This window comes from Marinovum sp. PR37, from assembly GCF_028807375.1.
Taxonomy (GTDB): domain Bacteria; phylum Pseudomonadota; class Alphaproteobacteria; order Rhodobacterales; family Rhodobacteraceae; genus Marinovum; species Marinovum algicola.
On sequence record NZ_JARAML010000012.1, the window covers coordinates 85,752 to 111,047 of the forward strand.

The 25,296-nt window shown below is 65.8% G+C and carries 29 protein-coding genes; 14 read left to right on the top strand and 15 right to left on the bottom strand.

The features are described 5' to 3' along the window. Nucleotides 1-27: 27 nt before the first annotated feature. Nucleotides 28-2,544: an ABC transporter permease gene (locus PVW49_RS11975; protein ID WP_274590620.1), complete on the bottom strand. Its 2,517-nt coding sequence runs from the start codon at nucleotides 2,542-2,544 to the stop codon at nucleotides 28-30. Continuing rightward, a complete protein-coding gene (locus tag PVW49_RS11980; protein ID WP_048532641.1) occupies nucleotides 2,541-3,233 on the bottom strand; it encodes an ABC transporter ATP-binding protein in 693 nt (230 codons plus the stop codon). Before PVW49_RS11980 ends, PVW49_RS11975 begins: the two co-directional genes overlap by 4 nt. Before the next feature lie 19 nt (nucleotides 3,234-3,252). On the opposite strand from PVW49_RS11980, the gene PVW49_RS11985 reads away from it, so the two are divergent. Next, nucleotides 3,253-3,927 carry an arylesterase gene (locus tag PVW49_RS11985; protein ID WP_274590621.1) on the top strand — a complete coding sequence of 225 codons (675 nt, stop codon included), beginning with the start codon at nucleotides 3,253-3,255 and terminating at the stop codon, nucleotides 3,925-3,927. A gap of 62 nt (nucleotides 3,928-3,989) precedes the next feature. On the opposite strand, the gene PVW49_RS11990 is transcribed toward PVW49_RS11985, so the two are convergent. The 4 genes from PVW49_RS11990 to PVW49_RS12005 all read right to left on the bottom strand — a co-directional run bounded on the left by PVW49_RS11990 (nucleotide 3,990) and on the right by PVW49_RS12005 (nucleotide 6,616). Then, nucleotides 3,990-4,196, bottom strand: a complete 207-nt coding sequence (locus tag PVW49_RS11990; protein WP_048532637.1) for a cold-shock protein — start codon at nucleotides 4,194-4,196, stop codon at nucleotides 3,990-3,992. A 318-nt stretch (nucleotides 4,197-4,514) separates the two neighbouring features. Next, nucleotides 4,515-5,678, bottom strand: coding sequence for a geranylgeranyl reductase family protein (locus PVW49_RS11995; protein ID WP_274565960.1), 1,164 nt, complete (start codon nucleotides 5,676-5,678; stop codon nucleotides 4,515-4,517). Nucleotides 5,679-5,744: 66 nt separating this feature from the next. Further along, the gene (locus tag PVW49_RS12000; RefSeq protein ID WP_274590622.1) at nucleotides 5,745-6,305 is read right to left on the bottom strand and encodes a L,D-transpeptidase; all 561 of its coding nucleotides are present in this window, start codon (nucleotides 6,303-6,305) and stop codon (nucleotides 5,745-5,747) included. A 107-nt stretch (nucleotides 6,306-6,412) separates the two neighbouring features. Next, complete coding sequence (locus PVW49_RS12005) at nucleotides 6,413-6,616, bottom strand: hypothetical protein (protein WP_048532631.1); 204 nt, start codon at nucleotides 6,614-6,616, stop codon at nucleotides 6,413-6,415. 162 nt (nucleotides 6,617-6,778) lie between these two features. Here PVW49_RS12005 and PVW49_RS12010 point away from each other — a divergent pair, with 162 nt between their 5' ends. After that, the gene (locus tag PVW49_RS12010) at nucleotides 6,779-7,201 is read left to right on the top strand and encodes a thioredoxin family protein (protein WP_048532630.1); all 423 of its coding nucleotides are present in this window, start codon (nucleotides 6,779-6,781) and stop codon (nucleotides 7,199-7,201) included. Nucleotides 7,202-7,276: 75 nt separating this feature from the next. Next, nucleotides 7,277-7,759: a DUF2938 domain-containing protein gene (locus tag PVW49_RS12015; protein WP_048532629.1), complete on the top strand. Its 483-nt coding sequence runs from the start codon at nucleotides 7,277-7,279 to the stop codon at nucleotides 7,757-7,759. Between the two features lie 3 nt (nucleotides 7,760-7,762). Here the strand turns inward: PVW49_RS12015 and PVW49_RS12020 are convergent, their stop codons facing one another. Further along, a complete protein-coding gene (locus tag PVW49_RS12020) occupies nucleotides 7,763-8,320 on the bottom strand; it encodes a ribosome modulation factor (protein WP_244526474.1) in 558 nt (185 codons plus the stop codon). Between the two features lie 103 nt (nucleotides 8,321-8,423). Then, the gene (locus tag PVW49_RS12025) at nucleotides 8,424-8,579 is read right to left on the bottom strand and encodes a DUF3309 family protein (RefSeq protein ID WP_048532625.1); all 156 of its coding nucleotides are present in this window, start codon (nucleotides 8,577-8,579) and stop codon (nucleotides 8,424-8,426) included. A gap of 186 nt (nucleotides 8,580-8,765) precedes the next feature. Here PVW49_RS12025 and yciA point away from each other — a divergent pair, with 186 nt between their 5' ends. Both yciA and PVW49_RS12035 read left to right on the top strand, forming a co-directional pair. Continuing rightward, a complete protein-coding gene (yciA, locus tag PVW49_RS12030; RefSeq protein ID WP_048532624.1) occupies nucleotides 8,766-9,149 on the top strand; it encodes an acyl-CoA thioester hydrolase YciA in 384 nt (127 codons plus the stop codon). A gap of 43 nt (nucleotides 9,150-9,192) precedes the next feature. Beyond that, nucleotides 9,193-9,675, top strand: coding sequence for an REP-associated tyrosine transposase (locus tag PVW49_RS12035; protein ID WP_274590623.1), 483 nt, complete (start codon nucleotides 9,193-9,195; stop codon nucleotides 9,673-9,675). 150 nt (nucleotides 9,676-9,825) lie between these two features. Here PVW49_RS12035 and ettA read toward each other — a convergent pair whose 3' ends face one another. Continuing rightward, nucleotides 9,826-11,481, bottom strand: a complete 1,656-nt coding sequence (ettA, locus tag PVW49_RS12040; RefSeq protein WP_048532622.1) for an energy-dependent translational throttle protein EttA — start codon at nucleotides 11,479-11,481, stop codon at nucleotides 9,826-9,828. 57 nt (nucleotides 11,482-11,538) lie between these two features. Between ettA and PVW49_RS12045 the strand changes: the two genes are divergently transcribed. From PVW49_RS12045 to dacB, 3 genes are all read left to right on the top strand, one after another. Then, a complete protein-coding gene (locus tag PVW49_RS12045) occupies nucleotides 11,539-12,090 on the top strand; it encodes an MOSC domain-containing protein (protein ID WP_338020387.1) in 552 nt (183 codons plus the stop codon). Nucleotides 12,091-12,144: 54 nt separating this feature from the next. Then, on the top strand, nucleotides 12,145-12,756 hold the full coding sequence (locus tag PVW49_RS12050) for a nicotinate-nucleotide adenylyltransferase (RefSeq protein ID WP_371398795.1): 612 nt from the start codon (nucleotides 12,145-12,147) through the stop codon (nucleotides 12,754-12,756). A 151-nt stretch (nucleotides 12,757-12,907) separates the two neighbouring features. Then, complete coding sequence (dacB, locus tag PVW49_RS12055; RefSeq protein ID WP_274590624.1) at nucleotides 12,908-14,410, top strand: D-alanyl-D-alanine carboxypeptidase/D-alanyl-D-alanine endopeptidase; 1,503 nt, start codon at nucleotides 12,908-12,910, stop codon at nucleotides 14,408-14,410. 6 nt (nucleotides 14,411-14,416) lie between these two features. Here dacB and PVW49_RS12060 read toward each other — a convergent pair whose 3' ends face one another. Continuing rightward, entirely contained in the window at nucleotides 14,417-14,842 is a 426-nt protein-coding gene (locus tag PVW49_RS12060; RefSeq protein ID WP_048532619.1) for a tellurite resistance TerB family protein, read from the bottom strand. A gap of 107 nt (nucleotides 14,843-14,949) precedes the next feature. Here PVW49_RS12060 and PVW49_RS12065 point away from each other — a divergent pair, with 107 nt between their 5' ends. The 3 genes from PVW49_RS12065 (at nucleotide 14,950) to PVW49_RS12075 (ending at nucleotide 19,525) form a co-directional block, all read left to right on the top strand. Then, entirely contained in the window at nucleotides 14,950-16,593 is a 1,644-nt protein-coding gene (locus PVW49_RS12065) for a lysine--tRNA ligase (protein ID WP_274590625.1), read from the top strand. Nucleotides 16,594-16,674: 81 nt separating this feature from the next. Continuing rightward, nucleotides 16,675-17,091 carry a DUF4864 domain-containing protein gene (locus tag PVW49_RS12070; protein WP_274590626.1) on the top strand — a complete coding sequence of 139 codons (417 nt, stop codon included), beginning with the start codon at nucleotides 16,675-16,677 and terminating at the stop codon, nucleotides 17,089-17,091. A gap of 148 nt (nucleotides 17,092-17,239) precedes the next feature. Then, nucleotides 17,240-19,525 carry a glycosyl hydrolase family 28-related protein gene (locus tag PVW49_RS12075; RefSeq protein ID WP_074836406.1) on the top strand — a complete coding sequence of 762 codons (2,286 nt, stop codon included), beginning with the start codon at nucleotides 17,240-17,242 and terminating at the stop codon, nucleotides 19,523-19,525. 31 nt (nucleotides 19,526-19,556) lie between these two features. Here PVW49_RS12075 and PVW49_RS12080 read toward each other — a convergent pair whose 3' ends face one another. Together PVW49_RS12080 and PVW49_RS12085 are read right to left on the bottom strand one after the other, a co-directional pair. Beyond that, entirely contained in the window at nucleotides 19,557-21,017 is a 1,461-nt protein-coding gene (locus PVW49_RS12080; RefSeq protein WP_274590627.1) for a hypothetical protein, read from the bottom strand. Nucleotides 21,018-21,090: 73 nt separating this feature from the next. Further along, a complete protein-coding gene (locus PVW49_RS12085) occupies nucleotides 21,091-21,753 on the bottom strand; it encodes a hypothetical protein (RefSeq protein WP_274590628.1) in 663 nt (220 codons plus the stop codon). Nucleotides 21,754-21,890: 137 nt separating this feature from the next. On the opposite strand from PVW49_RS12085, the gene PVW49_RS12090 reads away from it, so the two are divergent. Together PVW49_RS12090 and PVW49_RS12095 are read left to right on the top strand one after the other, a co-directional pair. Continuing rightward, nucleotides 21,891-22,733 (top strand): DUF6206 family protein, encoded by an 843-nt coding sequence (locus PVW49_RS12090; protein ID WP_274590629.1) that lies wholly within the window; start codon nucleotides 21,891-21,893, stop codon nucleotides 22,731-22,733. Nucleotides 22,734-22,801: 68 nt separating this feature from the next. Beyond that, nucleotides 22,802-23,122 (top strand): antibiotic biosynthesis monooxygenase family protein, encoded by a 321-nt coding sequence (locus PVW49_RS12095; protein ID WP_048532611.1) that lies wholly within the window; start codon nucleotides 22,802-22,804, stop codon nucleotides 23,120-23,122. Between the two features lie 20 nt (nucleotides 23,123-23,142). Here PVW49_RS12095 and PVW49_RS12100 read toward each other — a convergent pair whose 3' ends face one another. After that, nucleotides 23,143-23,523 (bottom strand): YbaN family protein, encoded by a 381-nt coding sequence (locus PVW49_RS12100; RefSeq protein WP_274590630.1) that lies wholly within the window; start codon nucleotides 23,521-23,523, stop codon nucleotides 23,143-23,145. 144 nt (nucleotides 23,524-23,667) lie between these two features. On the opposite strand from PVW49_RS12100, the gene PVW49_RS12105 reads away from it, so the two are divergent. Continuing rightward, nucleotides 23,668-23,943, top strand: coding sequence for a DUF5665 domain-containing protein (locus tag PVW49_RS12105; RefSeq protein WP_048532608.1), 276 nt, complete (start codon nucleotides 23,668-23,670; stop codon nucleotides 23,941-23,943). A gap of 30 nt (nucleotides 23,944-23,973) precedes the next feature. On the opposite strand, the gene PVW49_RS12110 is transcribed toward PVW49_RS12105, so the two are convergent. After that, the gene (locus tag PVW49_RS12110) at nucleotides 23,974-24,807 is read right to left on the bottom strand and encodes a 2OG-Fe(II) oxygenase (RefSeq protein ID WP_074836416.1); all 834 of its coding nucleotides are present in this window, start codon (nucleotides 24,805-24,807) and stop codon (nucleotides 23,974-23,976) included. A gap of 64 nt (nucleotides 24,808-24,871) precedes the next feature. Next, a complete protein-coding gene (locus PVW49_RS12115) occupies nucleotides 24,872-25,252 on the bottom strand; it encodes a VOC family protein (protein ID WP_074836417.1) in 381 nt (126 codons plus the stop codon). Nucleotides 25,253-25,296: the final 44 nt, after the last annotated feature.

Below are 25,296 nucleotides of genomic sequence, written 5' to 3' on the forward strand. Positions count from 1 at the left end.
GGCGGCTGAAGGGGTTCTGGGCGCGCCTCACTCGCGCGCCCGCAGCACCCGCGCCGGACGGGCCGCCAGCGGCCGCCAGGCAAAGCCGAGGCTGGCCAGCAGCGTGGCCAGCACCCCGCCCAGCACGATCAGCAGCGCCGAGGACCATTGCACCGCGAAATCCACCTCCATCAGATAGGTCATCACCGCCCAGCCCCCGGCCACCCCGGCCCCCAGTGCCACCAGCCCTGCCGCCGCGCCGAGCAGCGCGGCGCGCAGGGCGAAGCTTTGCAGGATGCGGGCGCGGGCCGCCCCCAGGGTCTTGAGCACTGCCGCCTCGTAGGTGCGGGCCTGTTCGCCCGCCGCCGCCGCGCCGATCAGCACCAGGAAGCCGGTCAGCAGCGTTGCCGCCGCGCCCCAGGCGGTGGCCTGGGCAATGCCGCCCATGATCTCGGCCACCCGGTCGACGGCGTCGCGCACGCGGATCGCGGTGATATTTGGGTAGGTTGAGGTGAGATCGCGCAGGATCGTCGCTTCGGCCGCTTCTTCGGCATAGACCGTCGAGATGAAGCTGTGCGGCGCGGCCTCGAGCGCGGCCGGGTTCATCGACATCACAAAGCCGATCCCGGCGGTCGAGAAATCCACCTCGCGAAACGAGGCGATGGTTGCGGTGATGTCGCGGCCCAGGATGTTGACGGTGATATCGTCGCCAAGATGCAGGCCGATCTCGGCCGCTTCCTCGGCGGCAAAGCTGACCAGCGGCGGGCCGGCGTAGTCGGGTTCCCACCAGGTGCCGGCGGTGAGCGTCGTGTCCTCGGGCAGGGCGGCGGAATAGGTCACCCCCCGGTCGCCCCGGATCACCCAATGATCGCCGGCCACCTCGCGCGCGGGTTGGCCATTGATCCGGGTGATGATGCCGCGCAGCATCGGCGCGCTCTGCACCTTGCTCACCGCGGGGTCGTCGCCGAGCCGGGCGCGGAAGCCTGGCATCTGGTCTTTCTGGATGTCGACGAAAAAGAACGAGGGCGCCACGTCGGGCAGGTCTGTCTGGATCGCGGCACGCATGTTGCCTTCGATCTGGCCGACCGCGGCCAGCACCGACAGCCCGAGCCCCAGCGAGAGCACGGTCGATGCGGCACCTTCCTGAGCGCCGGAGATCGCCGAAAGGGCCCAGCGCAGCGCCGGTCGGTGGCGCGCAGCGCGGCCCGACCGGCGGGCGGCCCAGCGGATCAGCGCGGCGGCCAGCGCCAGCACGGTGAGCGCCACGAGGATGCCGCCGGCGGTCCAGAGTGTCAGCATCGACGAGCCGGAAAACAACGCCGCCGCGCCCAGCAGAGTGGCGATCAGCGCGAGGATCACCAGCACATGCGGCCAGCGCGGCAGCAGGCCGGCACTGCCCAGGGCATCGCGGAACAGCGCGGCAGGGCGGATCTCTTCGGTGCGGGCCAGCGGCCAGAGGGTAAAGATCAAGGCGGTGAGCCCGCCGTAAAGCGCCGCCTCCAGCAACGGGCCGGGGTGGATGGCAAAGACCGCCGGCACCGGCAGCAGCGCTTGCAGCAGCGGTCCCAGAGCCAGCGGCGCCAGTGCGCCTAGGGTGAGCCCCAGCGCAATGCCCAGCAGGCTCAGCGCGCCGATCTGAAGGAAGTAGGTGAGAAAGATCACCTGTCGCGTGGCGCCCAGCGTGCGCAGCGTGGCGATGACCGAGGTCTTGGAGGCCAGATAGGCGCGCACCGCCGCAGAGACGCCGACGCCGCCCACCGCCAGCCCCGACAGGCCGACGAGGATCAGGAAGCTGCTCAACCGGTCGACAAAGCGCGCGATCCCCGGCGCGCCGTTGCGGGCGTCGCGATAGCGCCCGCCGACTTCGGTGAAGCGGTCTCTGGCCTCGGATTGGAAACTGTCGAGATCTGTGCCGGCGGGCAAAGTCAGGCGGTAATGGGTTTCGAAGAGCGTGCCGGGCTGAAGCAGGCCGGAGTTTGCCAGCGCCTCGGTGCGTACCAGGGTGCGGGGCCCGAGCGCAAAGCCGCCGCCGGCATCATCCGGCTCGAGCGCGATCAAGGCAGAAAGCGTGAAGGTCTCGGTGCCGAGCTGAAAATCGTCGCCAGGCGAAAGGGCCAGCCGTTCGGCCAGAACCGGGGCCATGACGGCACCGGTGCCTGCCAGCGCCGCATCCAGCGGCATCGGCGGCTCGAGCGTGACCGCGCCGATCAGCGGATAGGCGCTGTCGACGGATTTCACCTGGGTCAGGGCGCGTTCGGTGCTGCCGTTACGGTCGACCACCACCATCGAGCGGAAATCGGTGATCTCGGATACCTCCGTGGCGCGATTCTGCATCCAGGCGCGTTCCTCGGGCGTGGCAAAGCGGTAGGTGAAGCGCAGCTCGGCGTCGCCGCCGAGAAGCTCGGCGCCTTTCTCCTCCAGCCCCAGAGCGATCGAGGTGCGCACCATGCCGATGCCGGCAATCGCGGCGACACCCAGCGCCAGGCAGGCGAGGAAGATGCGGAAGCCGCGCAGGCCTCCGCGCAGTTCGCGCCGGGCAAAGCGGGCGGCCGTGGTGAAGCTCATTCCGCCGCCTCGCGGGCCTGTGCGTCGATCCGTCCGTCACGCAGCCGCACCACGCGGTCACAACGCGCGGCCAGCGAAGGGGCATGAGTGACCAGCACAAGTGTCGCGCCATGGCGGTCGCGGAGATGGAACAGCAGATCCATGATCGCGCCGCCATTGGCCTCGTCGAGGTTGCCGGTGGGCTCATCCGCCAGCAGGATGTGCGGCCGTGGCGCCGAGGCCCGGGCCAGCGCCACCCGCTGCTGTTCGCCGCCGGACATCTGTGCGGGATAATGGCCGGCGCGATGGCCGAGGCCCACGGTCTCGAGCTCGGCCTCGGCGCGCTCAAAGGCGTCGCGGTGGCCGGCCAGCTCCAGCGGCGTGGCGACGTTTTCCAGCGCCGTCATTGTCGGGATCAGATGAAAGCTCTGAAACACCACGCCCATGTGATCGCGCCGGAAACGCGCCAGGGCATCCTCGTTCATCGCGCCGAAATCTTCGCCCAGGGCCGTGACGCTGCCGCCGGTGGCGCGCTCCAGCCCGCCCATCAGCATCAGCAGCGAGGATTTGCCCGAGCCCGAGGGGCCGATGAGGCCGATCGAGGCGCCTTTGGCGACATCAAGCGAAATACCATGCAGGATCTCGACCCTGCCGGCATTGCCATCGAGCGCCAGATGCACATCTTTAAGCGACAGGACGGGATCAATCATGCAAAGGGCCTTTCGGGCAATGTATCAGCTTTTCACATATGGGGTATGCGCGCGGTTGAGCAAGGCGTGCGCAATTGTTTTGACGCTGGCGGCGCCGGCGGCGGCGGAAGAACTCGAGATCCTGGCGCTGGGCGACAGTCTGATCCAGGGCTACGGGCTGATGGCCGATGAGGGGTTTGTGCCGCAGATGCAGGATTGGCTGGAGGCGCAAGGCCATGATGTTACGCTGATAAACGGCGGCGTGTCGGGCGACACAACCGCCGGCGGCCTGGCGCGGGTTGAATGGAGCCTGAGCCCCGGGGTGGACGCGATGATCGTGGCGCTGGGGGGCAACGACGTGCTTCGCGGGCTCGATCCGGCGGTGTCGCGGGACAACCTCGACGGGATTCTCAGGGTGGCGGCGGCGCGCGAGATGCCGGTGCTGCTTGTGCCGATGCGGGCGCCCGGCAATTACGGGCCCGACTACAAGGCGGCGTTCGACGGCATCTATGCCGATCTGGCGGCCGAGCATGGCGCGCTGGAGGCGCCGGCGTTCCTTGACATCCTGCTGCCCGACGGGGGCGATCCCTCGGGCGCCGCGGATCTGATGCAGGGCGACGGCATCCATCCCAATGCGGAGGGTGTGGCGCGGATTGTCGAGGGGATCGGCCCGCATGTGGAACGGCTGATCGCGGAGGTTCCGGGCGAGTCCTGAGCTTGGAAAGCAAAAAGCCCCACCGGATGGCGGGGCCTTTCCATTTCTTCGAGGCAGAAGCCTTAGGCCAGCGCGATGTTCTCGGCGGCTTCGCGGCCGTCACGGCCCGGCTTGATGTCGAAGGTGACTTTCTGGTTGTCGGCGAGGCCGGTCAGGCCCGAGCGCTCAACGGCCGAGATGTGCACGAACACGTCTTTGCTGCCGCCGTCGGGTGCGATGAAACCAAAGCCTTTGGTGGTGTTGAACCATTTCACAGTGCCAGTGGCCATGTGTCTACTCCTAGTGTTACTGCCCGCGGAATTGCGGCAGGTCGGCTTAGTCAGTGCAGATCGAAGGACTGAGCCGTAGAGGAGCAGCGGTCGATAGATAACTTCGCAAGAAAGATATGCGGGGAAGCGGGCGCCATTTCAAGGGGAATTCTTCGCAATCTGCCGGGGCGTCGGCAAGGTCACGCCGGGGCAGGCGGGCCGGTCGATGTCGAGATGAAACACCGGCGCGGCCCCGGGTGTGCTGCGCCCGAGGCGGACCGCCTGAGGCCGAGCAGACGATGACGGAGGCGGCTCAGTTCCGGCGCGATCGCAAGGGTTTCAAGGGGAATCGCCTTGAACTTTCGCGCTGCCGAGTGCGCGCATCAGATAGTTGGGCAATCGCCGCACCAGCGCGCGCATCAGGTCGGGATATTCGATCTCGCCGCCCAGAAGCCGCATGTAATCGTGGCGCAGATGACCGGACTTGCGCACCGCCCGGACGAATCCGGTCTTGAACGGCCCCCAGTAGAGCAGCAGGCGCACCATGTTGGCGTGGCGCATGGCGGTGAGAATCGGCCGCAGCCGCTGGCGGTAGAGCCGCAGCGCCGCATCCGGCTCGTGACGGGCCAGCGCGTCGCGCGCCGCGAGGGCGGCAAGCTGGCCGGATTTCATCGCATAGGCGATGCCTTCGCCGGTGACCGGATCGACCAGCCAGGCGGCATCGCCGGCCAGCAGCACGTTGTCGCGCCCGGGTGCGCGGCGGGCCTTGCCGAAGGGCAGGTACTGGCCCTTGACGCGGGTTTCGGCCGGCACGTCCAGATCGGCCATATAGGCGCGCATGATCGTCTTGAGATCGGGATTGCGGCTGTGCACGCCGCCCACGCCCACCGTGTGGCTGCCACTTTTCGGGAACGACCAGCCGTAACCCCAGTTCGCCGCCCCCATGTCGATGCGCAGCGGGGCGTCGGCGGGCAGGGCGGGGCCCTCGGCCTCGAGCGCAAAGCCGATGCGGGCCGGGTCGAACGGCCGGCCAAAAAGCGCGCGGGCGGTGGCGCTGGTGACACCATCGGCGCCGATCACCACCGGCGCCTCGAGCCGGGTGCCATCGGCCAGCGTCACGCGGCCGGCCTCGGGCGCCAGTTCGGCAATCCGCGTGCCGGTGAAATCCTCCGCGCCGGCGGCCAGGGCAAGCGCCACCAGATGGGCGTCGAGCGACAGGCGCATGGTCAGGTAGACCGGCGGGATATTTTCGATCACGCCAAGCTTTTCGCCGAAACCATAAAGGGTTACCGCAGATTTGCTGTCAAAGGTCTCGGGCAGATCGGTCTCGAAAATTTCGCGATAGTACCGCGCCGCGCGGCCGGTGAAACCGCCGCCGCAGAGCTTGTCACGCGGAAAGCGCGCCTTGTCGACCAAGGCGGTGCGCAGCCCGGCGCTGGCAGCGGTGCGGGCGGCGGCGGCGCCGGCAGGGCCCGCGCCGATGACGATAACATCGAACAACATGCGCGCTCTTTCCCCGCTGGCCTGCCCATGGTCAAGGGGCAAAACGAAACCACGCGGCGCCCCGGATCAGAGCACGGTGACCGTGGTGCCGAGGGGGATGCGCGGATAGAGATCCATCACGTGGTCATTGGCCATGCGGAAACAGCCGTTCGAGGCTGCCTTGCCGATCGAGGCGAGATTGTCGGTGCCGTGGATGGCGGCAAAGGTGTTCACGCCGTTCTGGAACAGGTACATTGCCCTCGCGCCCAGCGGATTGCCCGGCTCGCCGGGCTGGACGTAATCGTTGCCCTTGAAGCGGCCATAGGTCTGCGGCTCGCGTTCGATCATCGCGTCGGTGGGGCGCCACGTCGGCCATTTCTTCTTGGCCTGGATCACGCCGGTGCCCGAAAATTCCAGCCCGGTGCGCCCAACGCTGATGCCGTAGCGCAGCGCTCGGCCGGGGTCTTCGATGAAGTAGAGAAAGCGCGATTTCTGCAACACCACGATCTGGCCCGGCGCCATGTCGGCCCGGACGCGCACATATTGCGGTGCGAATTTCGGATCGAGTCGGACCTGGGCCCGGGCAAGCGACGGCAGGGCCAGGGCAGCGGCGGCAGTGCCGAAAAAGGCGCGGCGTGAAATCCTCATATGTCCCTCCAGCGATGAGCAACGGAATCATATGGCAGGCCCCCGGCAAGCGGGAGTCAGGAATCCGTTACTCCGGGCCGGCGTGGGCCGGGGGCAACGTTTGGGTCTCAGGCGGTGAGGGGGCCGGTGCCGGCAGCGTCCTCGCTCTGCCGGCGAGGCCGGGCCGCGAGGGTTGCGACGGCGGGAACGATCAGGCCGAGCGCGAGGTAAAGCTCGAGCGCCATGGTGGCGCTCATTCCGAAGACCAGCCAGCCGAGCAGACCGGTCAACGCCCCGAGCGTACTGCCGCAGATGAGTGCGATACTGGCCATAACGGTCTCCTGTCCCTCTGGATCGGACCAAGTAGGCGCGGAAATTGGGGCGGCAATGCGGCACCTTCGGTGCAATTTCGGGCACGGGCCGGCCGGGGCTTGCCGCCAGAGCGCGCTGCCCCCAGATAGGCGCAAGCACGAAATCAAGGACAGGTTGGTGATATGACGGCACGGAAACTGACATGCCTCGACTGCGGACAGGTGAACAAGGTGCCCGAGGCGCGGCTTGACGCCGGGCCGAAATGCGGCACCTGCGGCGCCCGTCTGATGCCGGGCAAGGCGGTGGCGATCGACCTGGCCACCCTGCGAAAGGCGGCGCGCCATGACGAGGTGCCGCTGGTCGTGGATTTCTGGGCGCCCTGGTGCGGGCCCTGCAAGATGATGGCCCCCGAGTTCGACCGCGCGGCCGGCCAGGCCGGCACCCGGGCGCGGCTGGTCAAGTTGAACACCCAGGACGAGGCGCAGGCGGCCGGGGCCTACAACATTCGTGGCATTCCGACGATGATCCGGTTTCATCGGGGCCGCGAGGCGGCGCGCCAGTCGGGCATGATGAAGTCAGAACAGATCCTGCACTGGATCGGCTGACCCGCCGGTCGCTTTTTCTTGCAGGTCGCGGCGGCTTCTGCGAGCGTCGCGGCGCGCAAGGCAGGAGTGACAGTGATGAGTGAATTGATCTGGGCCGGTATCGTCATGGGGCTGGGCGGCACGTTGGCGATGGACATCTGGTCCGAGGTTCTGGCCCGCGGCTTTGGACAGCCGCGCCCGGCCTGGGGGCGGATCGGCCGCTGGGCGGCACAGCTTCCGGCCGGGCAGGTCTTTCACGACGATATCGGCGCGGTTGCTCCGGTGCGCCGCGAAGAGGCGCTGGGCTGGGGTGTGCATTATTTCGTGGGGATCGCTTATGGCGTGATCTTCGCGCTGCTCGCCGGCGCGGCCTGGCTGGATGCGCCGAGCTTCCTGCCGCTGTGGATTTTCGCGATTGTCACCGTCGGAGCCGGCTGGTTCCTGTTGCAGCCCGGTATGGGGCTCGGGTGGGCCGCCGCCCGCACGCCGAACCCCTGGAAGGTGCGGCTGATGGGCCTCGTCGGCCATACGGTCTTTGGCCTCGGCATGTATGCGGTGGCGCTTCTGGCGGCGCCCTGAGGCTCAGCGCTCCGAGGCCGGCCGCAGCGGCGCGGCGCGGGTGTCCTGTTCCTGCGCCTGCATCCAGCCGTTTTCCCAGGATTGATGGTCGACGGTGTTCTCGGAATAGGGGTTGGCCTGGAACGAGATGCCCTCCTGCCGGGCAATGTAGCCTTCGTCATAAGAGCCCATCCGCGGGTCCATGCCGGCGGAATGATGTGCCGTCTTTTGCAGGTGCTCGGCGAACTCGCGGTATTTCACCAGCACGGTCTGGTCGAGCCCGTCGGGGTAATCCTCGAACGCCTGCCGGCCGCGATCCGTCAGGTGCAGGGCGCCGTCTTCTCCGGCCTCGAGAATGCGCGCGATGCGCAGGTGGTCGAGCTGGCGGGCGAGTTTGACCCTTCTTTCGTCCTCGGGCAGGCCGGGCGGTTTGCCGGCCTGGCGAAACAGCGCGTCGAGCCGGTCGGAACAGCTGTCGAGGGTCACCGGCCCCTTGGCGGCGGCGTGCAGGATGAGCGCTGTCAGACTGGCGGTGCTGAGCAGGGGGTAATCATTGTCGAACATGCGATATGGTGTCCTCATGGTCGGGCTCCCTGTGGGTCAGCCTAGGCGCAGAGGGCTTCGGGGTAAAGGGGCGGGAGAGGCCGCCCGGGGCGGCCTCGGCCTTTCGGAAGGATGACAGGCCTCAGACCTGGCCCATCAAGAGCAGCACGATCAGCACCACCAGCACGACGCCGAGGATGCCCGAGGGGCCGTAGCCCCAGCTGCGGGAATGGCCCCAACGCGGCAGCGCGCCGATCAGGGCAAGGATCAGGAGGATGACGAGAATGGTATAGAGCATGGCGCGGGTCTCCGGGGTGGCGGGTCAAGGGGGCGGGGGCTTTGCGTCCCGTCCCGGTCTGAGGCGAACGCGCGGTTCCGGCCTTTGGTTCCGCCGGCAGACCGGGGGCCGGCGCGCCGGTGCTGGGCAGGGGCGGCGGCGTGGTGTAGCCTTGGCCGACAAAGCAGCCAGCAGGGGCAGGACGACATGACAGAGACGACAGAGGGGCCGGACGGCGAGCTGACCCTGCGAACGCTGGCGATGCCGGCGGATACCAATGTGTCGGGCGACATCTTCGGTGGCTGGGTGCTGAGCCAGATGGACATCGCGGCGGGCATCGTCGCCGGCGAAAAGGCCCAAGGTAGGGTGGCGACCATTGCGGTGGACGCGATGAAATTCATCCGGCCGGTCAAGGTGGGCGACGTGCTCTGCGTCTATTGCCAGATCACCCGGGTCGGTCGGAGCTCGATGGCGATAGACGTCGAGGCCTGGGTCCGCCGCGAACGCATCGGCGGGCGCGAAAAGGTGACGGAGGCGATCTTTACCTTCGTGGCGATCGATGGCGAGGGACGGCCGCGTGAAGTGCCGTAGGGTGTTCACCCTCCATTAACCCGGTCGGGGCCAGGCTTGGCGGATGCCGAATTACATCCGACCGAAGATTTCCGGCGCGACCGTATTCTTTACCGTGGCGGTGGCAGAGCGGAGGGGGACGATCCTGACCGACCACATCACGGTGCTGCGCGAGGCTGTGCGCAGGACGCGGGAAGACCGCCCATTCCGGATCGACGCGTGGGTGGTGTTGCCGGATCACCTGCATGCGGTCTGGACATTGCCAGCAGGGGATTGCGAATTCTCAACCCGGTGGAGCCTGATCAAGGCGCGGTTTTCACGAGAGGTGCCGCTCGGGTCTCGTCGGAGCAGCCACAGGGCCCGGCGGGAACGGGGCATCTGGCAACGGCGGTTCTGGGAGCATCACCTTCGCGGGCCACGGGATTGCGCGGCGGCGGTCGGTTATTGTCATATGAACCCGGTCAAGCACGGGTGGTTGACCGATCCGCTGGATTGGCCGTTTTCGTCGGTGCATCGCGCGCGCCGGATGGGTCACGACGTCACGTAGGGTGCGCATTCACTGCGCACCGGTGTTTGGTTGGCCGAAGCGGTGCGCAATAAATGCGCGCCCTACGCGGTTCCGACACGCGCCCGTCAAGGAAAAGTGGACGCAACAGAAACGGGGGCGCCCTGCGTTTCCACAAAGACGTTTCTATTTTTACCGCGAAAACTTCTTGTGTTTCAAACGTTTCGGTTCCAGCGCATCGGCGCCCAGCCGGCGTTTCTTGTCTTCTTCGTAGTCCTCGAAGTTGCCCTGGAACCATTCCACATGCGCCTCGCCCTCGAAGGCCAGGATATGGGTGCAGATCCGGTCGAGGAAAAAACGGTCGTGCGAAATCACCACCGCGCAGCCGGCGAAATCCACCAGCGCGTCTTCCAGCGCCCGCAGCGTCTCGACGTCGAGGTCGTTGGTCGGTTCGTCGAGCAGCAGCACGTTGCCGCCTTCTTTCAGAAGCCGCGCCATGTGGACACGGTTGCGTTCCCCGCCCGAGAGCAGGCCCACCTTCTTCTGCTGGTCGCCGCCCTTGAAGTTGAACGAGGAGCAATAGGCGCGGGAGTTCACCTGGGCATCGCCCAGCTGGATGATCTCGGCGCCGCCGGTGATCGCCTCCCAGACGGTGTCGTCTGCCTTCAGATCGTCGCGTGACTGATCGACATAAGACAGATCGACTGTGTCGCCATAGGTGATTTCCCCCACGTCGGGCGTTTCCGCGCCGGTCAGCATCTTGAACAGCGTCGATTTGCCGGCGCCGTTGGGGCCGATCACCCCGACGATGCCGCCGGGCGGCAGCGAAAAGGTGAGGTCTTCGATCAGGAGCTTGTCGCCCATGGCCTTTTTCAGCCCCTCGACCTCGATCACCTTGCCGCCGAGGCGCGGGCCGTTGGGGATGACGATCTGGGCGCGGGTGATCTTTTCGCGCTCAGACTGGCCCGCCATCTCTTCATACGCCTGAATCCGCGCCTTGGACTTGGCTTGCCGCGCCTTGGCGCCCTGACGCATCCATTCCAGCTCGCGCTCGAGCGTTTTCTGTTTGGCCTTGTCCTCGCGGGCCTCCTGGGCCAGGCGCTTGGCCTTCTGCTCCAGCCAGGCCGAGTAATTGCCCTCGTAGGGGATGCCGCGGCCACGGTCGAGCTCGAGGATCCAGCCGGTGATGTCGTCAAGGAAATAACGGTCGTGGGTGACGATCAGGATCGTGCCCTTGTAGTCGATCAGGTGCTGTTGCAGCCAGGCGATGGTCTCGGCGTCGAGGTGGTTGGTCGGTTCGTCGAGCAGCAGCATCTCGGGCGCTTCCAGCAGCAGCTTGCAGAGCGCGACGCGGCGTTTTTCACCACCCGACAGCGTGGTCACGTCGGCATCGTCCGGCGGGCAGCGCAGCGCCTCCATGGCGACGTCGATCTGGCTGTCCAGGTCCCAGAGGTTCTCGCTGTCGATCTGGTCTTGCAGCGCGGCCATCTCGTCGGCGGTCTCGTCCGAGTAGTTCATCGCCAGCTCGTTGTACTTGTCGAGGATGGCCTTTTTCCCCGCCACGCCCAGCATCACGTTGCCGCGCACGTCGAGCGACGGGTCGAGCTCGGGCTCCTGCGGCAGATATCCCACCTTGGCGCCCTCGGCGGCCCAGGCCTCGCCGGTGAAATCCTTGTCGAGCCCGGCCATGATCTTGAGCAGGGTGGATTTACCGGCGCCGTTGACGCCGACCACACCAATCTTGACCCCGGGAAGAAAGCTGAGACGGATGTTCTCGAAGCATTTCTTGCCGCCCGGATAGGTCTTGGACACGCCGTCCATGTGGTACACGTACTGATAAGCCGCCATTGCTCGCCCCTTGGTTTGCTTGCAGGGCTAGATAACGGGGCACGGGGCGAGGTGCAATTGGCATTGGCGAAATCGGGCCGCGCGCAGGGCCGGGCCACGCATCGGCCGTCCCTGGGTGCGGCGGGCAAGGAGGGCGAGATGGAGCGGATGGCGGAACTGATCGCGCGATATGCGCAGACCGGGCGGGTCGAGTGGATCGGCGTCCGGCCGGAGCGGCGCGGCGCGATGCGGGCGCTGGAGACCGTCGAAGTGACCGAAGCCGGGCTCGCCGGCGATCACGGGCGGGCCGGCAAACGGGCGGTCACGCTGGTCCAGGCCGAGCATCTGGCGGTGATCGGGGCGTTCCTCGGCCGCGACGCGGTGCCGGCGGAGGCGCTGCGGCGCAATCTCGTGGTCTCGGGTATCAACCTCGCCGGGCTGCGGGGGCGGGCGGTGGCGCTGGGCGGGGCGCTGCTCGAGATCACCGGTCCCTGTGCGCCATGCAGCCGGATGGAGGCGGCCTTCGGCCCCGGCGGTTATGCGGCGGTGCGCGGACATGGCGGCATGACGGCCCGGGTCTTGCAGCCCGGACCGGTCGCCCTGGGCGATGCGCTGCGGCCAATCGATTGACAAACCTGTGTCACTTCCCTGACATGAGCGCGTTTTGACCAGAGGACTGACGTGGTGACCCCTTTTCCGGCCCTGCGGCGCGGCCAGACCATCGGATTGCTGGGCGGGTCCTTCGATCCGCCGCACCAAGGCCATGTGCATATCACCCGCGAGGCGCTCCGGCGGTTCGGGCTGGATCGCGTGTGGTGGCTGCTCAGCCCCGGCAATCCGCTCAAGGCGCATGGGCCGGCGCCGCTGGACGAGCGCATGGCCGCCGCGCGGCGGATCATGCAGCATCCCAAGGTGGAGGTCAGCGATTACGAGGCACGGGCGGGAACCAGATATACCGCCGAAACGTTGGACGCGCTGAGACGGGATTACCGAGGTGTGAAATTCGTATGGCTGATGGGGGCCGACAACCTCGTGCAACTGCCGCAATGGCAGGATTGGCAGCGGATCGTCGAGACCGTGCCGATCGGCATTCTTGCCCGGCCCGGAGACCGCATCCGGGCGCGCAACTCCAAGGCCGCGCGGGTCTATGCCGGCGCCCGTATCCGTGGCCGGGAGTCGCGCAGGCTAGCCGAAGCCGAGGCCCCGGCGTGGTGTTTCGTCAATGTTCCGATGCGCGACGAAAGTTCCAGCGCGATCCGCGCCACCGGCAATTGGCGCAACGACGCGAAGCGGTGACGGCCGGGGCCGGGCAGAGGCACGGCCAAGTGGGGTGCGGTTGCCCGGTTCACGACGATGTGTCGGCAATCTGCGAGCGGACCGTCATAATGCCGGCATCGGTCGCCAACGCGCGCTTGTCTGTCATTCAGGGCTGAGGTTAAATCATCGCATGACGAAAGCATTTTCCAGACGCATGTTTCTTGGCGCGGCGCTCGGATTTGTCGCCACCGCCGCCCAGGCATCGCCACCCAGCCGGTCATTGCGGCCGGTGGCCCGGCCGGGCAGCACCAAGCCGATCGTCAAGACCTTTCCCAGCGCCGAACAGCTGGTCCGCGAGGCCAAGATCTCGGGCCAGGTGGGATATGCGGTGATGGATGTCGGCACCGGGCAGATGCAGGAAGAGGGCCAGGCCGATGTGGGCCTGCCACCGGCCAGCGTGGCCAAAGCGGTGACCGCGCTTTACGCGCTCGACGCTCTGGGCGAGGAGCACAGGTTTGCCACCACCGTCCATGCAAATGGCACGGTTTCCGACGGCGTGCTGTCCGGCGATCTGATCCTTGCGGGCGGCGGCGATCCGACGCTGGGCACCGACGAACTGGCTGATTTGGCCGCGGCGCTCGAGGCGGCCGGTATCCGCGAAGTGACCGGTGATTTCCTGGTCTGGGGCGGCTATTTGCCGTTTGCAGACAGGATCGATGTCGAACAGCCGGCGCATGTGGCCTATAGCCCGGCGATTTCCGGGCTGAACCTGAATTTCAACCGCGTGTATTTTCAATGGGTGCGGGCAGGCGATGGCTACGAAGTGAGCATGGACGCCCGCAGCGGTCGCCACAGGCCCGATGTTGCGGTCGCCCGGATGAGTGTCGAGGATCGCAGCACGCCGGTCTATACCTACGTCGACGAGGATGGCATTGACACTTGGACGGTCGCCCGCGGGGCGCTGGGCAAGGAGGGCGCACGCTGGTTGCCGGTGCGCAAGCCCGAGATCTACGCCGGTGAGGTGTTCCAGATCCTCGCGCGCAGCCACGGCATCGTTCTGAAGGCGCCGAAGGTGACGCGGGATGCGCCCGAGGGCGCCGCGCTGGCCGAGGTGACAAGTGCGCCGCTCACCGAGATCCTGAGTGACATGCTGGAGTATTCCACTAACCTCACCGCCGAGGTCGTGGGGCTTGCCGCGACCAGGGCGCGCGGCGCGGAGGCCGATGGCCTGGTGGCCTCGGCGCAGGCGATGACGCAGTGGCTGCGCGACGAATATGGCGTGAGCCCCGATGTCAGCCTGGTCGATCATTCCGGGTTGGGCGGGCAGAGCCGGATGACGGCGGCCGACATGGTGCTGACGCTGCGCGCGGCGCGCACTGCCGGGCCGCTGCGGTCGCTTCTGAAGCCGATCCCCTTGCGCAACGAGAAGCGCCAGATCATCGACGATCACCCGGTGGAGGTGGATGCCAAGACCGGCACACTGAACTTTGTCTCGGCGCTGGCCGGCTATTCCACGGCGATTGACGGCAGCGAGCTGGCCTTTGCGATCTTTACCGCCGATACCGAACGGCGCGACGCGCTGACCATGGCGCAGCGCGAGCGGCCGGAAGGTGGACGCGCCTGGATCGCCCGATCGAGAAAGCTGCAACAAAGGCTGTTGCAGCGCTGGGGCCAGGCTTTCGTCAACAGCTAGGCGGGCTCAGAGTGTCATGTGCCGCGCCCGCGCGCCGCGTTCGATGGCCGCGGCGTGCAGCCGGTCGATGTTCAATTCGTAACGAATTTCTTCCAGCAGGCGCAGCTCGGCCTCGTGCAGCATGCCGTCGGCCGCGGCCACGTCGCAGGACAGCGCATAAGCGGTCTCGAACAGCCGTTCCGGCAGGTTTTCCCGGATCAGGCCGAACAGCGCGTCGAGCCCGTCTTCCTGTTCGAACAGGTCGAATACCGTGCGGGCCACGACATTCATCCGGTCGACGTCGTAATCGGCAAAGACCGGCAGATTGTTGACCGCGGTCTCGATCTTGACGAGCTGGGCGGTGTGGATGTTCTCATCCGAGGCCGAGATGGCGATCATCAGGCCGACAAGACAGTCTTGGGCGCTGAGCGAATGGGTGATTTCTTCCGACATTGGGGCCTCCTGTTGCAGTGCAGAATATTGACCCCGCGCGCCACCCGCAATAGGGAGAGGCGGCCTGTGCGCATGGGGCGCGCGGCCCTACCGGAGATGCCTGAACTATGTCTGACCTGCGCGATGCCGCCATGACCTCGAAAGCCTGGCCTTTTGAAGAAGCGCGCCGCGTGCTCAAACGCTATGAAAAGGCGCCGCCGGAAAAGGGCTATGTGCTGTTCGAGACCGGCTATGGTCCCTCGGGTCTGCCGCATATCGGCACCTTTGGCGAGGTGCTGCGGACGACGATGATCCGCCGCGCCTTCGAGGTGATTTCCGACATTCCGACGCGGCTGATCTGTTTTTCCGACGATCTCGACGGCATGCGCAAGGTGCCGGGCAATGTGCCCAACCAGGAGGCGCTGGCCGAGCATCTGCAAAAGCCGCTGACCTCGGTGCCCGATCCCTTTGGCACGCATGATAGTTTCGGCGATCACAACAACGCCATGCTGTGCCGGTTTCTCGATACCTTCGGCTTCGAGTACGAGTTCTATTCGGCCACCGAGTTCTACCGCTCCGGCCAGTTCGACGAGGTGCTGCTGCGCGCCTGCGAACGCTATGACGACGTGATGAAGGTGATGCTGAAGAGCCTGCGCGAAGAGCGGCGGCAGACCTATTCGATTTTCCTGCCGATCCATCCCGAGACCGGCCGCGTGCTCTATGTGCCGATGAAACACGTGGATGCGGCCAAGGGTGAGATCACCTTTGACGACGAGGACGGGCGCGAGTGGACCCTTCCGGTCACCGGCGGCAATGTGAAATTGCAGTGGAAGCCAGATTTCGGCGCGCGCTGGGCGGCGCTGGGCGTCGATTTCGAGATGTACGGCAAGGACCATTCGACCAACACGCCGATCTATGACGGCATCTGCCGCATTCTCGGCCAGCGCCCGCCCGAGCATTTCACCTATGAGCTGTTCCTCGACGATCAGGGGCAGAAGATCTCGAAATCTTCGGGCAACGGGATCTCCATTGACGAGTGGCTGACCTATGCCTCGACCGAGAGCCTGAGCTATTTCATGTATCTCAAGCCGAAGACCGCCAAGCGGCTGTATTTTGACGTGATCCCCAAGGCGGTGGACGAGTATCACCAGCAGCTGCGCGCCTATGCCACGCAGGATGCGGCGCAGCGGCTGAACAATCCGGTCTATCACATTCACGGCGGCGCGGTGCCGGCCTCGGATATGGTGGTTTCGTTCTCGATGCTCTTGAACCTGGCCAGCGCATCGAGTGCCGAGGACAAGGAAACGCTCTGGGGCTTCATCCGCAAATACGCCCCCGATGCCACCGCCGAGACCCATCCCGGCATGGATCAGGCGGCCGGTCACGCGGTGCGGTATTTCCAGGATTTCGTGAAGCCCGCCAAGGTGTTCCGCGCGCCCACCGATCAGGAACGGGCGGCGCTGGAAGACCTGGCGAAAGCGTTGCAGGACGGCGATTACGCCCGCGATCTGATTGCCCGCAAGAACGCCATCGTCGGCAAGGACGAGCCGCTGCCGGAGGCGGATTTCGCCGACGAGGAGTTCCTGCAATCGATCGTCTTTGCGGTTGGCAAGGTGCATGAATTCGAGCCGCTGCGCGACTGGTTCAAGGCGATCTACGAGGTGCTTTTGGGTGCCTCGCAGGGCCCGCGGTTCGGCGGCTTTGTCGCGCTCTATGGCGTCGAAGAAACCGTCGCGCTGATCGACAAGGGCCTCAAGGGCGAGCTGGGCTGAGCCCTCTCGGGGCCGGCGCAGTTTGAAGCGCAGGCGTTTCGGACTATCTTTTGTGGATCAACCCCGCGAAAGGTGCCCGTCATGCTGCGTCACTGTCTTGCCGTTCTGGCTTTCGTTCTGGCCTTCGGACCTGCGCAAGCGCAGGAACCACAGCCCAGAAATCCCGAGATCGAGGCCGTGATTGGCGGCCAACTCGAGGCTTTCGAGGCGCAGGACATCGACCGCGCCTTTTCCTACGCCAGCCCGACGATCAAGGGCATGTTCGGCTCGCCCGAAGTCTTTGGCCTGATGGCGCGGCGCGGTTATCCGATGGTCTGGATGCCGGGCGAGGTGACCTACCTCGAACTCGCCGAGATCGGCGGCGCGCTCTGGCAGAGGGTCGAAATCATCGATCAGGCCGGACAGCGGCACTACCTCGGCTACCGGATGGTGCCCGGCGAGAGCGGCTGGAAGATCGGCGGCGTGCAGATCCTCGATGCGCCCGATATCGCGGTCTGACCACGCGGGGGCCGTTGCGCCGGTGGCGCACGGTGCTCTCAGCCGGCGTTAAGCCGCAGTTGATACCTCTCTTTCCCATCGGCGGGCGGCCTGCCTGCCCTGACGTGTGACATGCGCGACCTGGGCGCGATGTGGGAAAGGGACCATCATGAACAAAGCGATTACCGAGGGCGTGGTCTTCATGCCGACGGCCTTCGCCGCCGGGCTTGACGTCTGGTCGAGCGAGAACGGCCGGCCGGGCGATGACACCTATGCCAGCGCCGCCAATGCCGCCTTTGTGCCGTCGGATCAGGATTTCGGCGGCTGTCTCGAGATCCAGAAATCCGATTCGACGCAAAAGCTGCGCTATATGGGGCAGACGCCGATGCTGCCGGGCTGCTACCTGCGGGTCACGGCGCGGGTCAAGGCGATCTCGGGCAACCTGCCGAATGTGCGCATCGCGGGGTATCCGGCGCTGTCGAACGGCAGCCAGGTGAGCGGGGTGATTGTGAGCGGGCCGGCGGTGACGCTGACCAATTACGGCGAGATCACCGAGGTTTCGGCCATCCTCGGGCCGGGCAACCGCACCGGCGTCGACATGATCTGGGGGACGGCACCGGTCTTTGCGCATCTCGGTCTTGACCTGACTGGGCCGAACGGCGGGCTGGTGCGGATCGACGATCTGGTGATCGAGGATGTCACCTCGGTCTTTCACGGCAAGCAGCTGGCCATGGTGGATGTGCGCGATTTCGGTGCCATCGGCGACGGCAACACCGATGACAGCGCCGCCTTCGAGGCGGCCGACGATGCGGCGGACGGGCGCGAGATCCTGGTCTCCGCCGGCAGCTATCGGCTGAACAACGACGTCACGATAAATTCGCGCATCCGCTTCGAGGGCACGGTCACCATGCCCGAGAGCGCGGTGCTGTCGCTGACCAAGGATTTCGACCTCGGCACCTACATAGACGCTTTCGGCAATGAGGAGCTGGGCTTCAAGAAGGCGTTTCAGTCGCTGCTCAACAACGCCGATCACGAAAGTCTCGACATGGGGGGGCGGCGGATTTCGATTTCCGAGCCGATCGACATGCAGGCCGCGGTGAACAACAAGGACACCTATGCCCAGCGCCGCCACATCGCCAATGGCCAGTTCTATGCCACCGGCGATGCCGTCTGGGAGCCGGATGTCTTTACCAGCCAGGCGACCTATTCCGCAGGTGATGACGACAAGCTGACCAATGTGGCCAATGTGGCCAATATTCCGGTCGGCGCGCTGATCACCGGCGCGGGCGTGGCGCGCGAAACCTATGTTCGATCCAAGAATGTCTCGGCCGGCGAGATCACCCTGTCGCAGCCGATGGGGGCGGCGACCGGAACCCAGACCCTGACCTTTACCCGGTTCAAATATCTGATCGATTTCAGCGGCTTCGAAAAGCTCACCAGCTTTTCCTTCTCGGACATCGAGTTCCAGTGCAACAACAAGGCCTCGGGCATCATGCTGGCCAAGACCGGCACGGTGTTCCAGGTGCGCGATTGTTTTTTTACCCGACCCAGGCAACGCGGTATCACCTCGATCGGCTATGGCTGCCAGGGGATGCTGGTGGACCGCTGCCAGTTCCTGTCGTCCGAGGGCAGCGAACCGGCGCAGAACCGGATTTCGATCGCGATCAATACCAATGCCAATGACGTCAAGCTGCGCAACAACCGCGCCAGCCAGTTCCGGCATTTCTGCATCCTCTCCGGCTCGAACGCGGTGGTGCAGGGCAATCACTTCTTTCAGGGCGACGGTCAGCCCAATGGCGTACGCATGGCGGGGCTGGTGCTGGCATTGCGCTCGTGCAACACGACGGTGGTGGGCAATTACGTCGACAATTGCTTTATCGAATGGACCAACGAGCGCGAGGTGGCGCCGGATTTCGCCGGCGGGTTCGGTTTTGCCGGGCTGTCGATCACCAACAACGTCTTTCTCTGCGGCGAGGTGCTGCCTTCCTTTGCCTGGATCGTCGTCAAGCCGTATGGCACCGGCCATTTCTTCAATGGCATCAACGTGACCGGTAACCTGTTTCGCGGCGTCGGCGCGGTGATCCAGCAGGCCGAGAAGGTGGACACCACCCATGCCGACATGAACTACGGCAACATGAAGAACGTCTATTTCACCGACAACACCTTCAACAACGTCTTCAAGACCACCGAGAATCCGGTCACCGTTTCGCATACCCAATCCTCGGCCGCCGCGACCTGGCAGATCTCGGGCGCGAGTGTGCTGGCCTTTGGTGGCGAGGCGCGGGGGGTGGTGTCGGTGGTCGCTACCGACAAGATCGAGAACAGCGCCAATGTGGCGCAATGGGGTATGCCCTATACCAAGGTGCGGCAGGGCGCGGCCAATGACCGGATCGATCTGTTCTGGCAGACCGCCGTGCGCGGCAAGGTCAGCGTGACCATGCGGATGGACGTCTGACGCCGCCGCGCCCCCGACCGTGGCGGCCGCGCTACCGCACGCTGAGGTAGCGCGCCGACATCCAGCCGGCGGCGCCATCGGGCATCACCATGCGCCACCAGACGTCGTTGGAATTTCGGCAGTCGGCGGCGGCCTGGAAATCGGTGGCGCTGAGCCCGTCGCGGGTTGCGTGATCGCAGGCCGCGCGGCAGCTCTCGGAGGTGATAAGATAGGCGTCTTCGTCCCGGCTGACCGGGGCCACGAAACTGCCCTTGGGCGCCTCGGCGACGATCTCGGCGCTGAAGTTGGGTTCGGTGCGCAGGGTGGCGAATTCGTTGACGTTGACCACCTGATAACGCTCGGCGGCCGGGGCGCAGAGCGCATTGGCGGCGGCGGGCGGAAGCTCTTCTCCGTCGCCGGCCAGATCGGTCAGCTTGGAGGCGCCGGGAAAGATCACGATCGGTTCGAAGAAGGTGAAGGGGCCGGTGGCCTGTTCGGTCAGCCGTTCGATCTCGGCGGCGGTGGGCGGGGCGTCGTTGGGCGCCTCGCTCTGGCCGTTCCAGGCCGCCTGTTGCAACACCCGGGCCGAAACGCCGCCGGTGCCGGAGCGCGGTTGAAACCAGCGCACCTCGCAGACCGTCCAGTAGAGCTCTCCCTCGGCCCGATAGCCGGTCAGCCAGGCGCCGCGCCGCGCGCCGGTGGCGGCGGGGGCAAGCATCATGCCGGCGGTGGCCTGGAACACCCGGGTGCTTTCGGGGCGGTCAAAGTGGTCGGGGCGCATCTCGGGGCCGATCCGTTCGCAGATCTCGCGCAGCTGGTCCTGGCTCATCTGGTCGGGCAGGGGGCGCAGGCCCTCGACGCGGATGCCGGCATCGATGCTGCGCGCCACGGTGTCGACATGCAGGTAGTCGCCCGGCACGGAAAACACGGCAAGCGCGAAATCGCGGCTGATGCTGAGGATGTTGAGGCTGCCGAAAATCGCTGCCGTGGCCTGCTGTGCCTGTTGAAACGCCTGTTGCACGGCGTCTTCGGTCAAGTCGTCGTCGGGCAGTTCCAGCCCCGGCGCTCGAAAGCCCAGCCTGGCCGCGGCATGGATCGAGCGGTCGAGGGCACGCACCACCCCGCCTTCGAAACTGGCGCGGGTGCCGCCGAGAAAGGCCAGCGCACAGGGGCCAAGACAGCTTTCGCCCTCGGCCACATGGCTGGAAATGCCGGTGTGGCGCAGGTATTCGGCGATCTCGACTGCTTCGATGAAATCGCCGCCGGCGCTGTTGAAACAGAGCCGGGGCGCGGCGTCGAAATATTGGGCGCCTTCCGAGCCCCCCGGCAGGAGCCGCGCGATCCGCGCGCTGTCGCCCGGCTCGATCGGGCCGGTGGCGCGGGCGTTGCAGCCTTCGGGGTCGGCGTTGACCAGCCGGAGCTGCAAGGCCGCGGCCGGGCCGATAAGGGTGAGCCAGAGGCCAAGGGCCGCAATGAGCGGGACGAGCGAGCGCAGACAGCAGGACTGGGGCATGAGGCGTATCCATTCTGGCAGGTCGTGCCAGTCTAACCAATTGGCGCCACATGGCAATTCCCAGTGTGATCGGTCAGAACTCGCGCCAGAGGCCGATTTTCACGCCGGGCAGGGCCGGGGTCCGAAGATCGAACACCAGCCCGCCCTGGATCTTGGCCCGCCGGCCGACCGGGATGACGATGCTGGGGGCAAGGCTGGTGTAGGGCGTGTCGCTGATCTGGGTGTGAAAGACCTGCGCCATGGCCTGAAGGCCGCCGGCAAAGGTCAGCCCTGCGGTGACATCCAGCTTGCTCTGGCGCAGATGTTCGGCGCCGGGCCCCTCGGCCCGAACCAGCCGGGTGTCGAGGCCGAACCAGCCGGAATTCGGCCCGAGCGTGAACCCGCGGCCGTAACCGAAGCCGATGGCGCTGTAATTCAGATCGTCGACCCGCCCGAGACTGGCCTCGAGCGACAGATAGGTGCCCTGGCGGCTGAGCACCGGCGCCCGGACAAAGACCCGGTAATCGGGATCGGAGCCGACGCTATGGCCGATATCGAGCCCGAGGGTGAGCGAACGGGTCAGCCCGTATTCCATGTAGAGATTGTTGAAGATCGACAGCTCGCCCGGGCGGCGCGCGACCTCTAAGTCGCTGATCTCGGTCGAAGTGGCCAGAAACCAGCTGCCCTTGTCCCGTGGCCAGGCCCCCGCCGTGGCCATGCCGGCCAGCATCATGAAAATGGCGGCCAGACGAAACATCGATGATCCTCGCGCGTCACGCTCCCCGCCGATCAGAGTGCAGGAGCATGGTAAACATGCGGTTAATGCCGCCCTGCCGCTGCTGGCCAAGGGGCGGTGGCTGCGTTATCACGCGGGGGCACATGGCAGGGTGACACATGACCGATTTGACCGAACTGGCCCGGCTGATCCGCGACGACAGCGCGTCGCGCGGACAGCCGATCTCGAAACTGGGCTATTTCTGCGCGCCGTTCCGGCCCACGCAGGGGCCCTTTTCCGACCGGGTGATCAAGGTCTATCGCGGATCGACCGACCGGGCGCTGATGGCGCGGCTGGCCACGTGCCACGCCGATTATGTGGCCGCGCTGCACAAGACCGGCGTGCCGGTGCCGGAAACCGAGTTTCACCTGCTGCCCGAGGGAAATCTCGAGGTGCCGGTGATCGTGCAGGAGGCGCTGCCGGCCGAGAGCATGATGCGGCCGCAGATGCAGGCCGCGCCGCGCGATGCGGCGCTCGAGTTGATGGAGGCGGCGGGGCAGGTCATCGCCCGGTTCTGGAACAATGCCGACCAGTTCGAGACCCGCATCGGTTTTCACCCCTCGATCCGCAATTTCGCGGTTGCCGGGGGTCAGGCCAGCTTTTTCGACACCTTTCCGCCGCTGATCCATTATTCCCGTCCCGAGATGGGCCGCATGCTGCTGATCTTTTCGGAAAGCGCGCTGATGCGCAGGGTGGGGCCTCTGCTGCGCGGCCGCGTCACCGGCATTCAGGACGAATGGTATTTGCCGCCCGAAACGCTGGTCGGCCTGGTCGGTTCGGCCTGCCGCCTGCGCCCCGAGCATGGCGAGGCCTTTCTCGCCTGGGGCCGGGATTTCATGACCCGCGAAATGCCGCGCTGGGCCGACGAGGCACTGCCGCATCTGCAACGGCCGCCACGGCTGCCGGGCTATTGGACCGGAATGCGCAAGGTCTTGGGGTTGCAGGGCGAACCCAACGTCTGAATTCGGCGTCAATGGGGCTTTGACTGGCCGCAGCCGCGTGGCAGGGTGGAACCAGAGGAGGAGTTCCCATGCCCGAGATCAAAGCCGACGCCAAGCTTCAGACCGTGATCACCACCTTCGAGATGACCCCCGGCACCTGTCAGGATCTGCTCGATGCGTTGCAGGACGCCTACGAGAATTTCATCTCGAAGCAGCCCGGCTTTGTCGCCGCCGGCCTGCATGTGAACGACGCGCAGACCCGGATTGCCAATTACTCCCAATGGCAGAACCGCGAGGATTTCCTTGCCATGCTGCGCTCTGACGAGATGCGCCAGCGCAACCGCCAGATCCACGACCTCTGCCGCAGCTTCGAGCCGGTGATGTACGACGTTGCGGCAACCTTCGGCTGAGGGTCGCTCCTCACGTTGGCTCAGCCGATCGGCGGCGTCGGCCGGGTGACGATGAAAAGCGCGGCACCGGCGAGCACCACGGCCTGCAATGTCACCAGCCAGGCGCTGAGGCCGAGGACCAGCCCGGCCAGGAGCACCACCCCCATGGTCGAGACGGCCAGCACCTTGGCGCGCTGCGAAATCGCGCGGTAATCGCGCCAGTTGAGGATCGGCGGGCCGAGCGTGGGATGTTCGACCAGCCAGGCGTGCAGCCGGGGCGACGAGCGGGCAAAGCAGAAGGCCGCGAGCAGCAGGAACACGGTGGTCGGCAGCAGCGGCAGGAAAATCCCCAATACGCCAAGCGCGATGGCCAGGCATCCGAGCGCGCTCCAGAACAGACGAAGCAAAAGGGCAATCTTCATGCGGCGCAAGCTAGCACGGCGGTCGCGAAATGCCCGCAGGAATGATGCGCCGCGCAGGATTTTGGCCCGTGTTCCGCCGCGTGACGCGGAAAAAATACGGCGTGGCACTGGCGAAAGCCCGGTCGGCGGGCTAGCTTGCGCCACATGTCAGATGATCTCGTCAGTGAAATCAGAGCCTTGCGCCGGGAAGTTGAAAAGCTCAACGGCCACCGTTTCTTTCGCATTCATGACAAGTTCTGGACCATGCTCTGGCATTCGCTGGCGCGGGGGCTGATGATGGGGCTGGGCACCGTCGTCGGCGCGACATTGCTGTTGTCGGTGCTGATCTGGACGCTGAGCCAGATCGAGTTCATCCCGATCATCGGCGAATGGGCGCGGCAGGTCATCGATATCGTGCAAGAGGTCGGCGACGGCAACTGACGCCGGCCGTCGCGGCGGAGCGGGCTGCGCTCAGAACCCCAGCCGCCGCAAGGGGCCGATCACCCTGCGGAACAGGATCGGCGGCAGCATGTCCTGCAACAGTTCGAGCCGGCGCACCTCGCGGTCGGCCTGGTCATGGGTGCCGGGGCGGGGGCGGAACAGCGTGGTATGGCTGCGTTTGGTGTGGTCCCAGGTGGCGGTGTAGTAATAAAGCGCCAGCGACATGCGCGGCTCTCCGCGCGGGTGATTGACCGTTTCGGGATTGCCGTGCCAGGTGTCGGACCCGGTATTGAAACAACACATCCGGTTGTATTCCGGCACATAGCTTTCGACTTTCCGGCTCATGTCCTCGTTCCAGATTTCGAAGGAGCCGCCGTATTCGGCTTTCCAGTCCTTGTTCAGATAGATCAGGATATTCAGCCGCCGTTCCAGATTGAGCTTGGAGTTGTGATTGAAGTCGGCATGGATATCGAGATGCCCGCCGTTGGCCACCACATGCACCCCGCCGCCCGAGAAATACGGGTCTGGGATCAGGCCGTTGATGCCGGTCAGCTCTTCGAGATAGCGCACGAAGGGGCGGGAATTGAGGGCGTAGAACAGCTGCCGCGTATAGGGCGGCAGACGCTCGGGCAGGTAAGAGGTCTTGAGCTTTTCCTGCGGGCGATTGAAGCTGTCTTCGGCCTCGGGCAGGGTCTTGAGCTCGGCGATCACCCGGTCCAGCACCTCTTCGGGCAGAAAATCGGTAAAGCTGCCATGCGGATAGGGTTTGCGGGTGCGATAGCTCTCTGACGCCGCTTTGCCCGCGGCCTGCGCCGCCTTGGCATCAATGGACAATGTGTCTGGATCGATCGAAATGACAGCCATGAAAATATCCTCGCAAACTTGCTGGTCCGACTAACAGGGGATTTGGGCAGAATTAAGGATCGGTTTACGGGGTTTCGGCAGAGGTATCGAAATCGATATGGATGTGATTGCCGTCCGGGTCATGCAGGTTGATCTGGGTGACCGGGATGCCGGGCACCGGGTCGATGCTGTGGGCAATGCCCCGCTCGGTCAGCAACCTGGTGAAGCGGTCCATGCCCTGCGCCCGAAAGGCGAAATGCTCGAGGCCGAGATCATCGCCAGGGTCGGGCGGTGCCGTCTTGCCGACGAGATGGACCACGGCCCGGTCGCCGAGGTAGAGCCAGGCGCCGGGAAAGGAAAAGGGCGGACGTTTGCCGGGATGCAGGCCGAGGATCTCGCCATACCAGGCGATCATCTCGTCGAGATTGGCGGTGCGGATGTTGACGTGATCAAAGGCGGTGAGCATGGCGGCGGGGCCCCTGTGCTGTTGCGGCTGCTGGTCTGGCTCAC

What these genes read in the sequence shown, in the direction of transcription:
- PVW49_RS11985 (WP_274590621.1), top strand. Translation starts at nt 3,253, where the DNA reads ATGTATCAGCTTTTCACATATGGGGTATGCGCGCGGTTGAGCAAGGCG.
- PVW49_RS12015 (WP_048532629.1), top strand. Translation starts at nt 7,277, where the DNA reads ATGAGTGAATTGATCTGGGCCGGTATCGTCATGGGGCTGGGCGGCACG.
- PVW49_RS12060 (WP_048532619.1), bottom strand. Translation starts at nt 14,842, where the DNA reads ATGTCGGAAGAAATCACCCATTCGCTCAGCGCCCAAGACTGTCTTGTC.
- PVW49_RS11975 (WP_274590620.1), bottom strand. Translation starts at nt 2,544, where the DNA reads ATGAGCTTCACCACGGCCGCCCGCTTTGCCCGGCGCGAACTGCGCGGA.
- PVW49_RS12095 (WP_048532611.1), top strand. Translation starts at nt 22,802, where the DNA reads ATGCCCGAGATCAAAGCCGACGCCAAGCTTCAGACCGTGATCACCACC.
- PVW49_RS12115 (WP_074836417.1), bottom strand. Translation starts at nt 25,252, where the DNA reads ATGCTCACCGCCTTTGATCACGTCAACATCCGCACCGCCAATCTCGAC.
- PVW49_RS12005 (WP_048532631.1), bottom strand. Translation starts at nt 6,616, where the DNA reads ATGGCCAGTATCGCACTCATCTGCGGCAGTACGCTCGGGGCGTTGACC.
- PVW49_RS12080 (WP_274590627.1), bottom strand. Translation starts at nt 21,017, where the DNA reads ATGCCCCAGTCCTGCTGTCTGCGCTCGCTCGTCCCGCTCATTGCGGCC.
- PVW49_RS11990 (WP_048532637.1), bottom strand. Translation starts at nt 4,196, where the DNA reads ATGGCCACTGGCACTGTGAAATGGTTCAACACCACCAAAGGCTTTGGT.
- PVW49_RS12070 (WP_274590626.1), top strand. Translation starts at nt 16,675, where the DNA reads ATGCTGCGTCACTGTCTTGCCGTTCTGGCTTTCGTTCTGGCCTTCGGA.
- PVW49_RS12090 (WP_274590629.1), top strand. Translation starts at nt 21,891, where the DNA reads ATGACCGATTTGACCGAACTGGCCCGGCTGATCCGCGACGACAGCGCG.
- PVW49_RS11995 (WP_274565960.1), bottom strand. Translation starts at nt 5,678, where the DNA reads ATGTTGTTCGATGTTATCGTCATCGGCGCGGGCCCTGCCGGCGCCGCC.
- PVW49_RS12110 (WP_074836416.1), bottom strand. Translation starts at nt 24,807, where the DNA reads ATGGCTGTCATTTCGATCGATCCAGACACATTGTCCATTGATGCCAAG.
- yciA (WP_048532624.1), top strand. Translation starts at nt 8,766, where the DNA reads ATGACAGAGACGACAGAGGGGCCGGACGGCGAGCTGACCCTGCGAACG.
- PVW49_RS12010 (WP_048532630.1), top strand. Translation starts at nt 6,779, where the DNA reads ATGACGGCACGGAAACTGACATGCCTCGACTGCGGACAGGTGAACAAG.
- PVW49_RS12020 (WP_244526474.1), bottom strand. Translation starts at nt 8,320, where the DNA reads ATGAGGACACCATATCGCATGTTCGACAATGATTACCCCCTGCTCAGC.
- PVW49_RS12105 (WP_048532608.1), top strand. Translation starts at nt 23,668, where the DNA reads ATGTCAGATGATCTCGTCAGTGAAATCAGAGCCTTGCGCCGGGAAGTT.
- PVW49_RS12065 (WP_274590625.1), top strand. Translation starts at nt 14,950, where the DNA reads ATGTCTGACCTGCGCGATGCCGCCATGACCTCGAAAGCCTGGCCTTTT.
- PVW49_RS12100 (WP_274590630.1), bottom strand. Translation starts at nt 23,523, where the DNA reads ATGAAGATTGCCCTTTTGCTTCGTCTGTTCTGGAGCGCGCTCGGATGC.
- PVW49_RS12035 (WP_274590623.1), top strand. Translation starts at nt 9,193, where the DNA reads ATGCCGAATTACATCCGACCGAAGATTTCCGGCGCGACCGTATTCTTT.
- PVW49_RS12075 (WP_074836406.1), top strand. Translation starts at nt 17,240, where the DNA reads ATGAACAAAGCGATTACCGAGGGCGTGGTCTTCATGCCGACGGCCTTC.
- PVW49_RS12000 (WP_274590622.1), bottom strand. Translation starts at nt 6,305, where the DNA reads ATGAGGATTTCACGCCGCGCCTTTTTCGGCACTGCCGCCGCTGCCCTG.
- PVW49_RS12085 (WP_274590628.1), bottom strand. Translation starts at nt 21,753, where the DNA reads ATGTTTCGTCTGGCCGCCATTTTCATGATGCTGGCCGGCATGGCCACG.
- PVW49_RS11980 (WP_048532641.1), bottom strand. Translation starts at nt 3,233, where the DNA reads ATGATTGATCCCGTCCTGTCGCTTAAAGATGTGCATCTGGCGCTCGAT.
- ettA (WP_048532622.1), bottom strand. Translation starts at nt 11,481, where the DNA reads ATGGCGGCTTATCAGTACGTGTACCACATGGACGGCGTGTCCAAGACC.
- dacB (WP_274590624.1), top strand. Translation starts at nt 12,908, where the DNA reads ATGACGAAAGCATTTTCCAGACGCATGTTTCTTGGCGCGGCGCTCGGA.
- PVW49_RS12025 (WP_048532625.1), bottom strand. Translation starts at nt 8,579, where the DNA reads ATGCTCTATACCATTCTCGTCATCCTCCTGATCCTTGCCCTGATCGGC.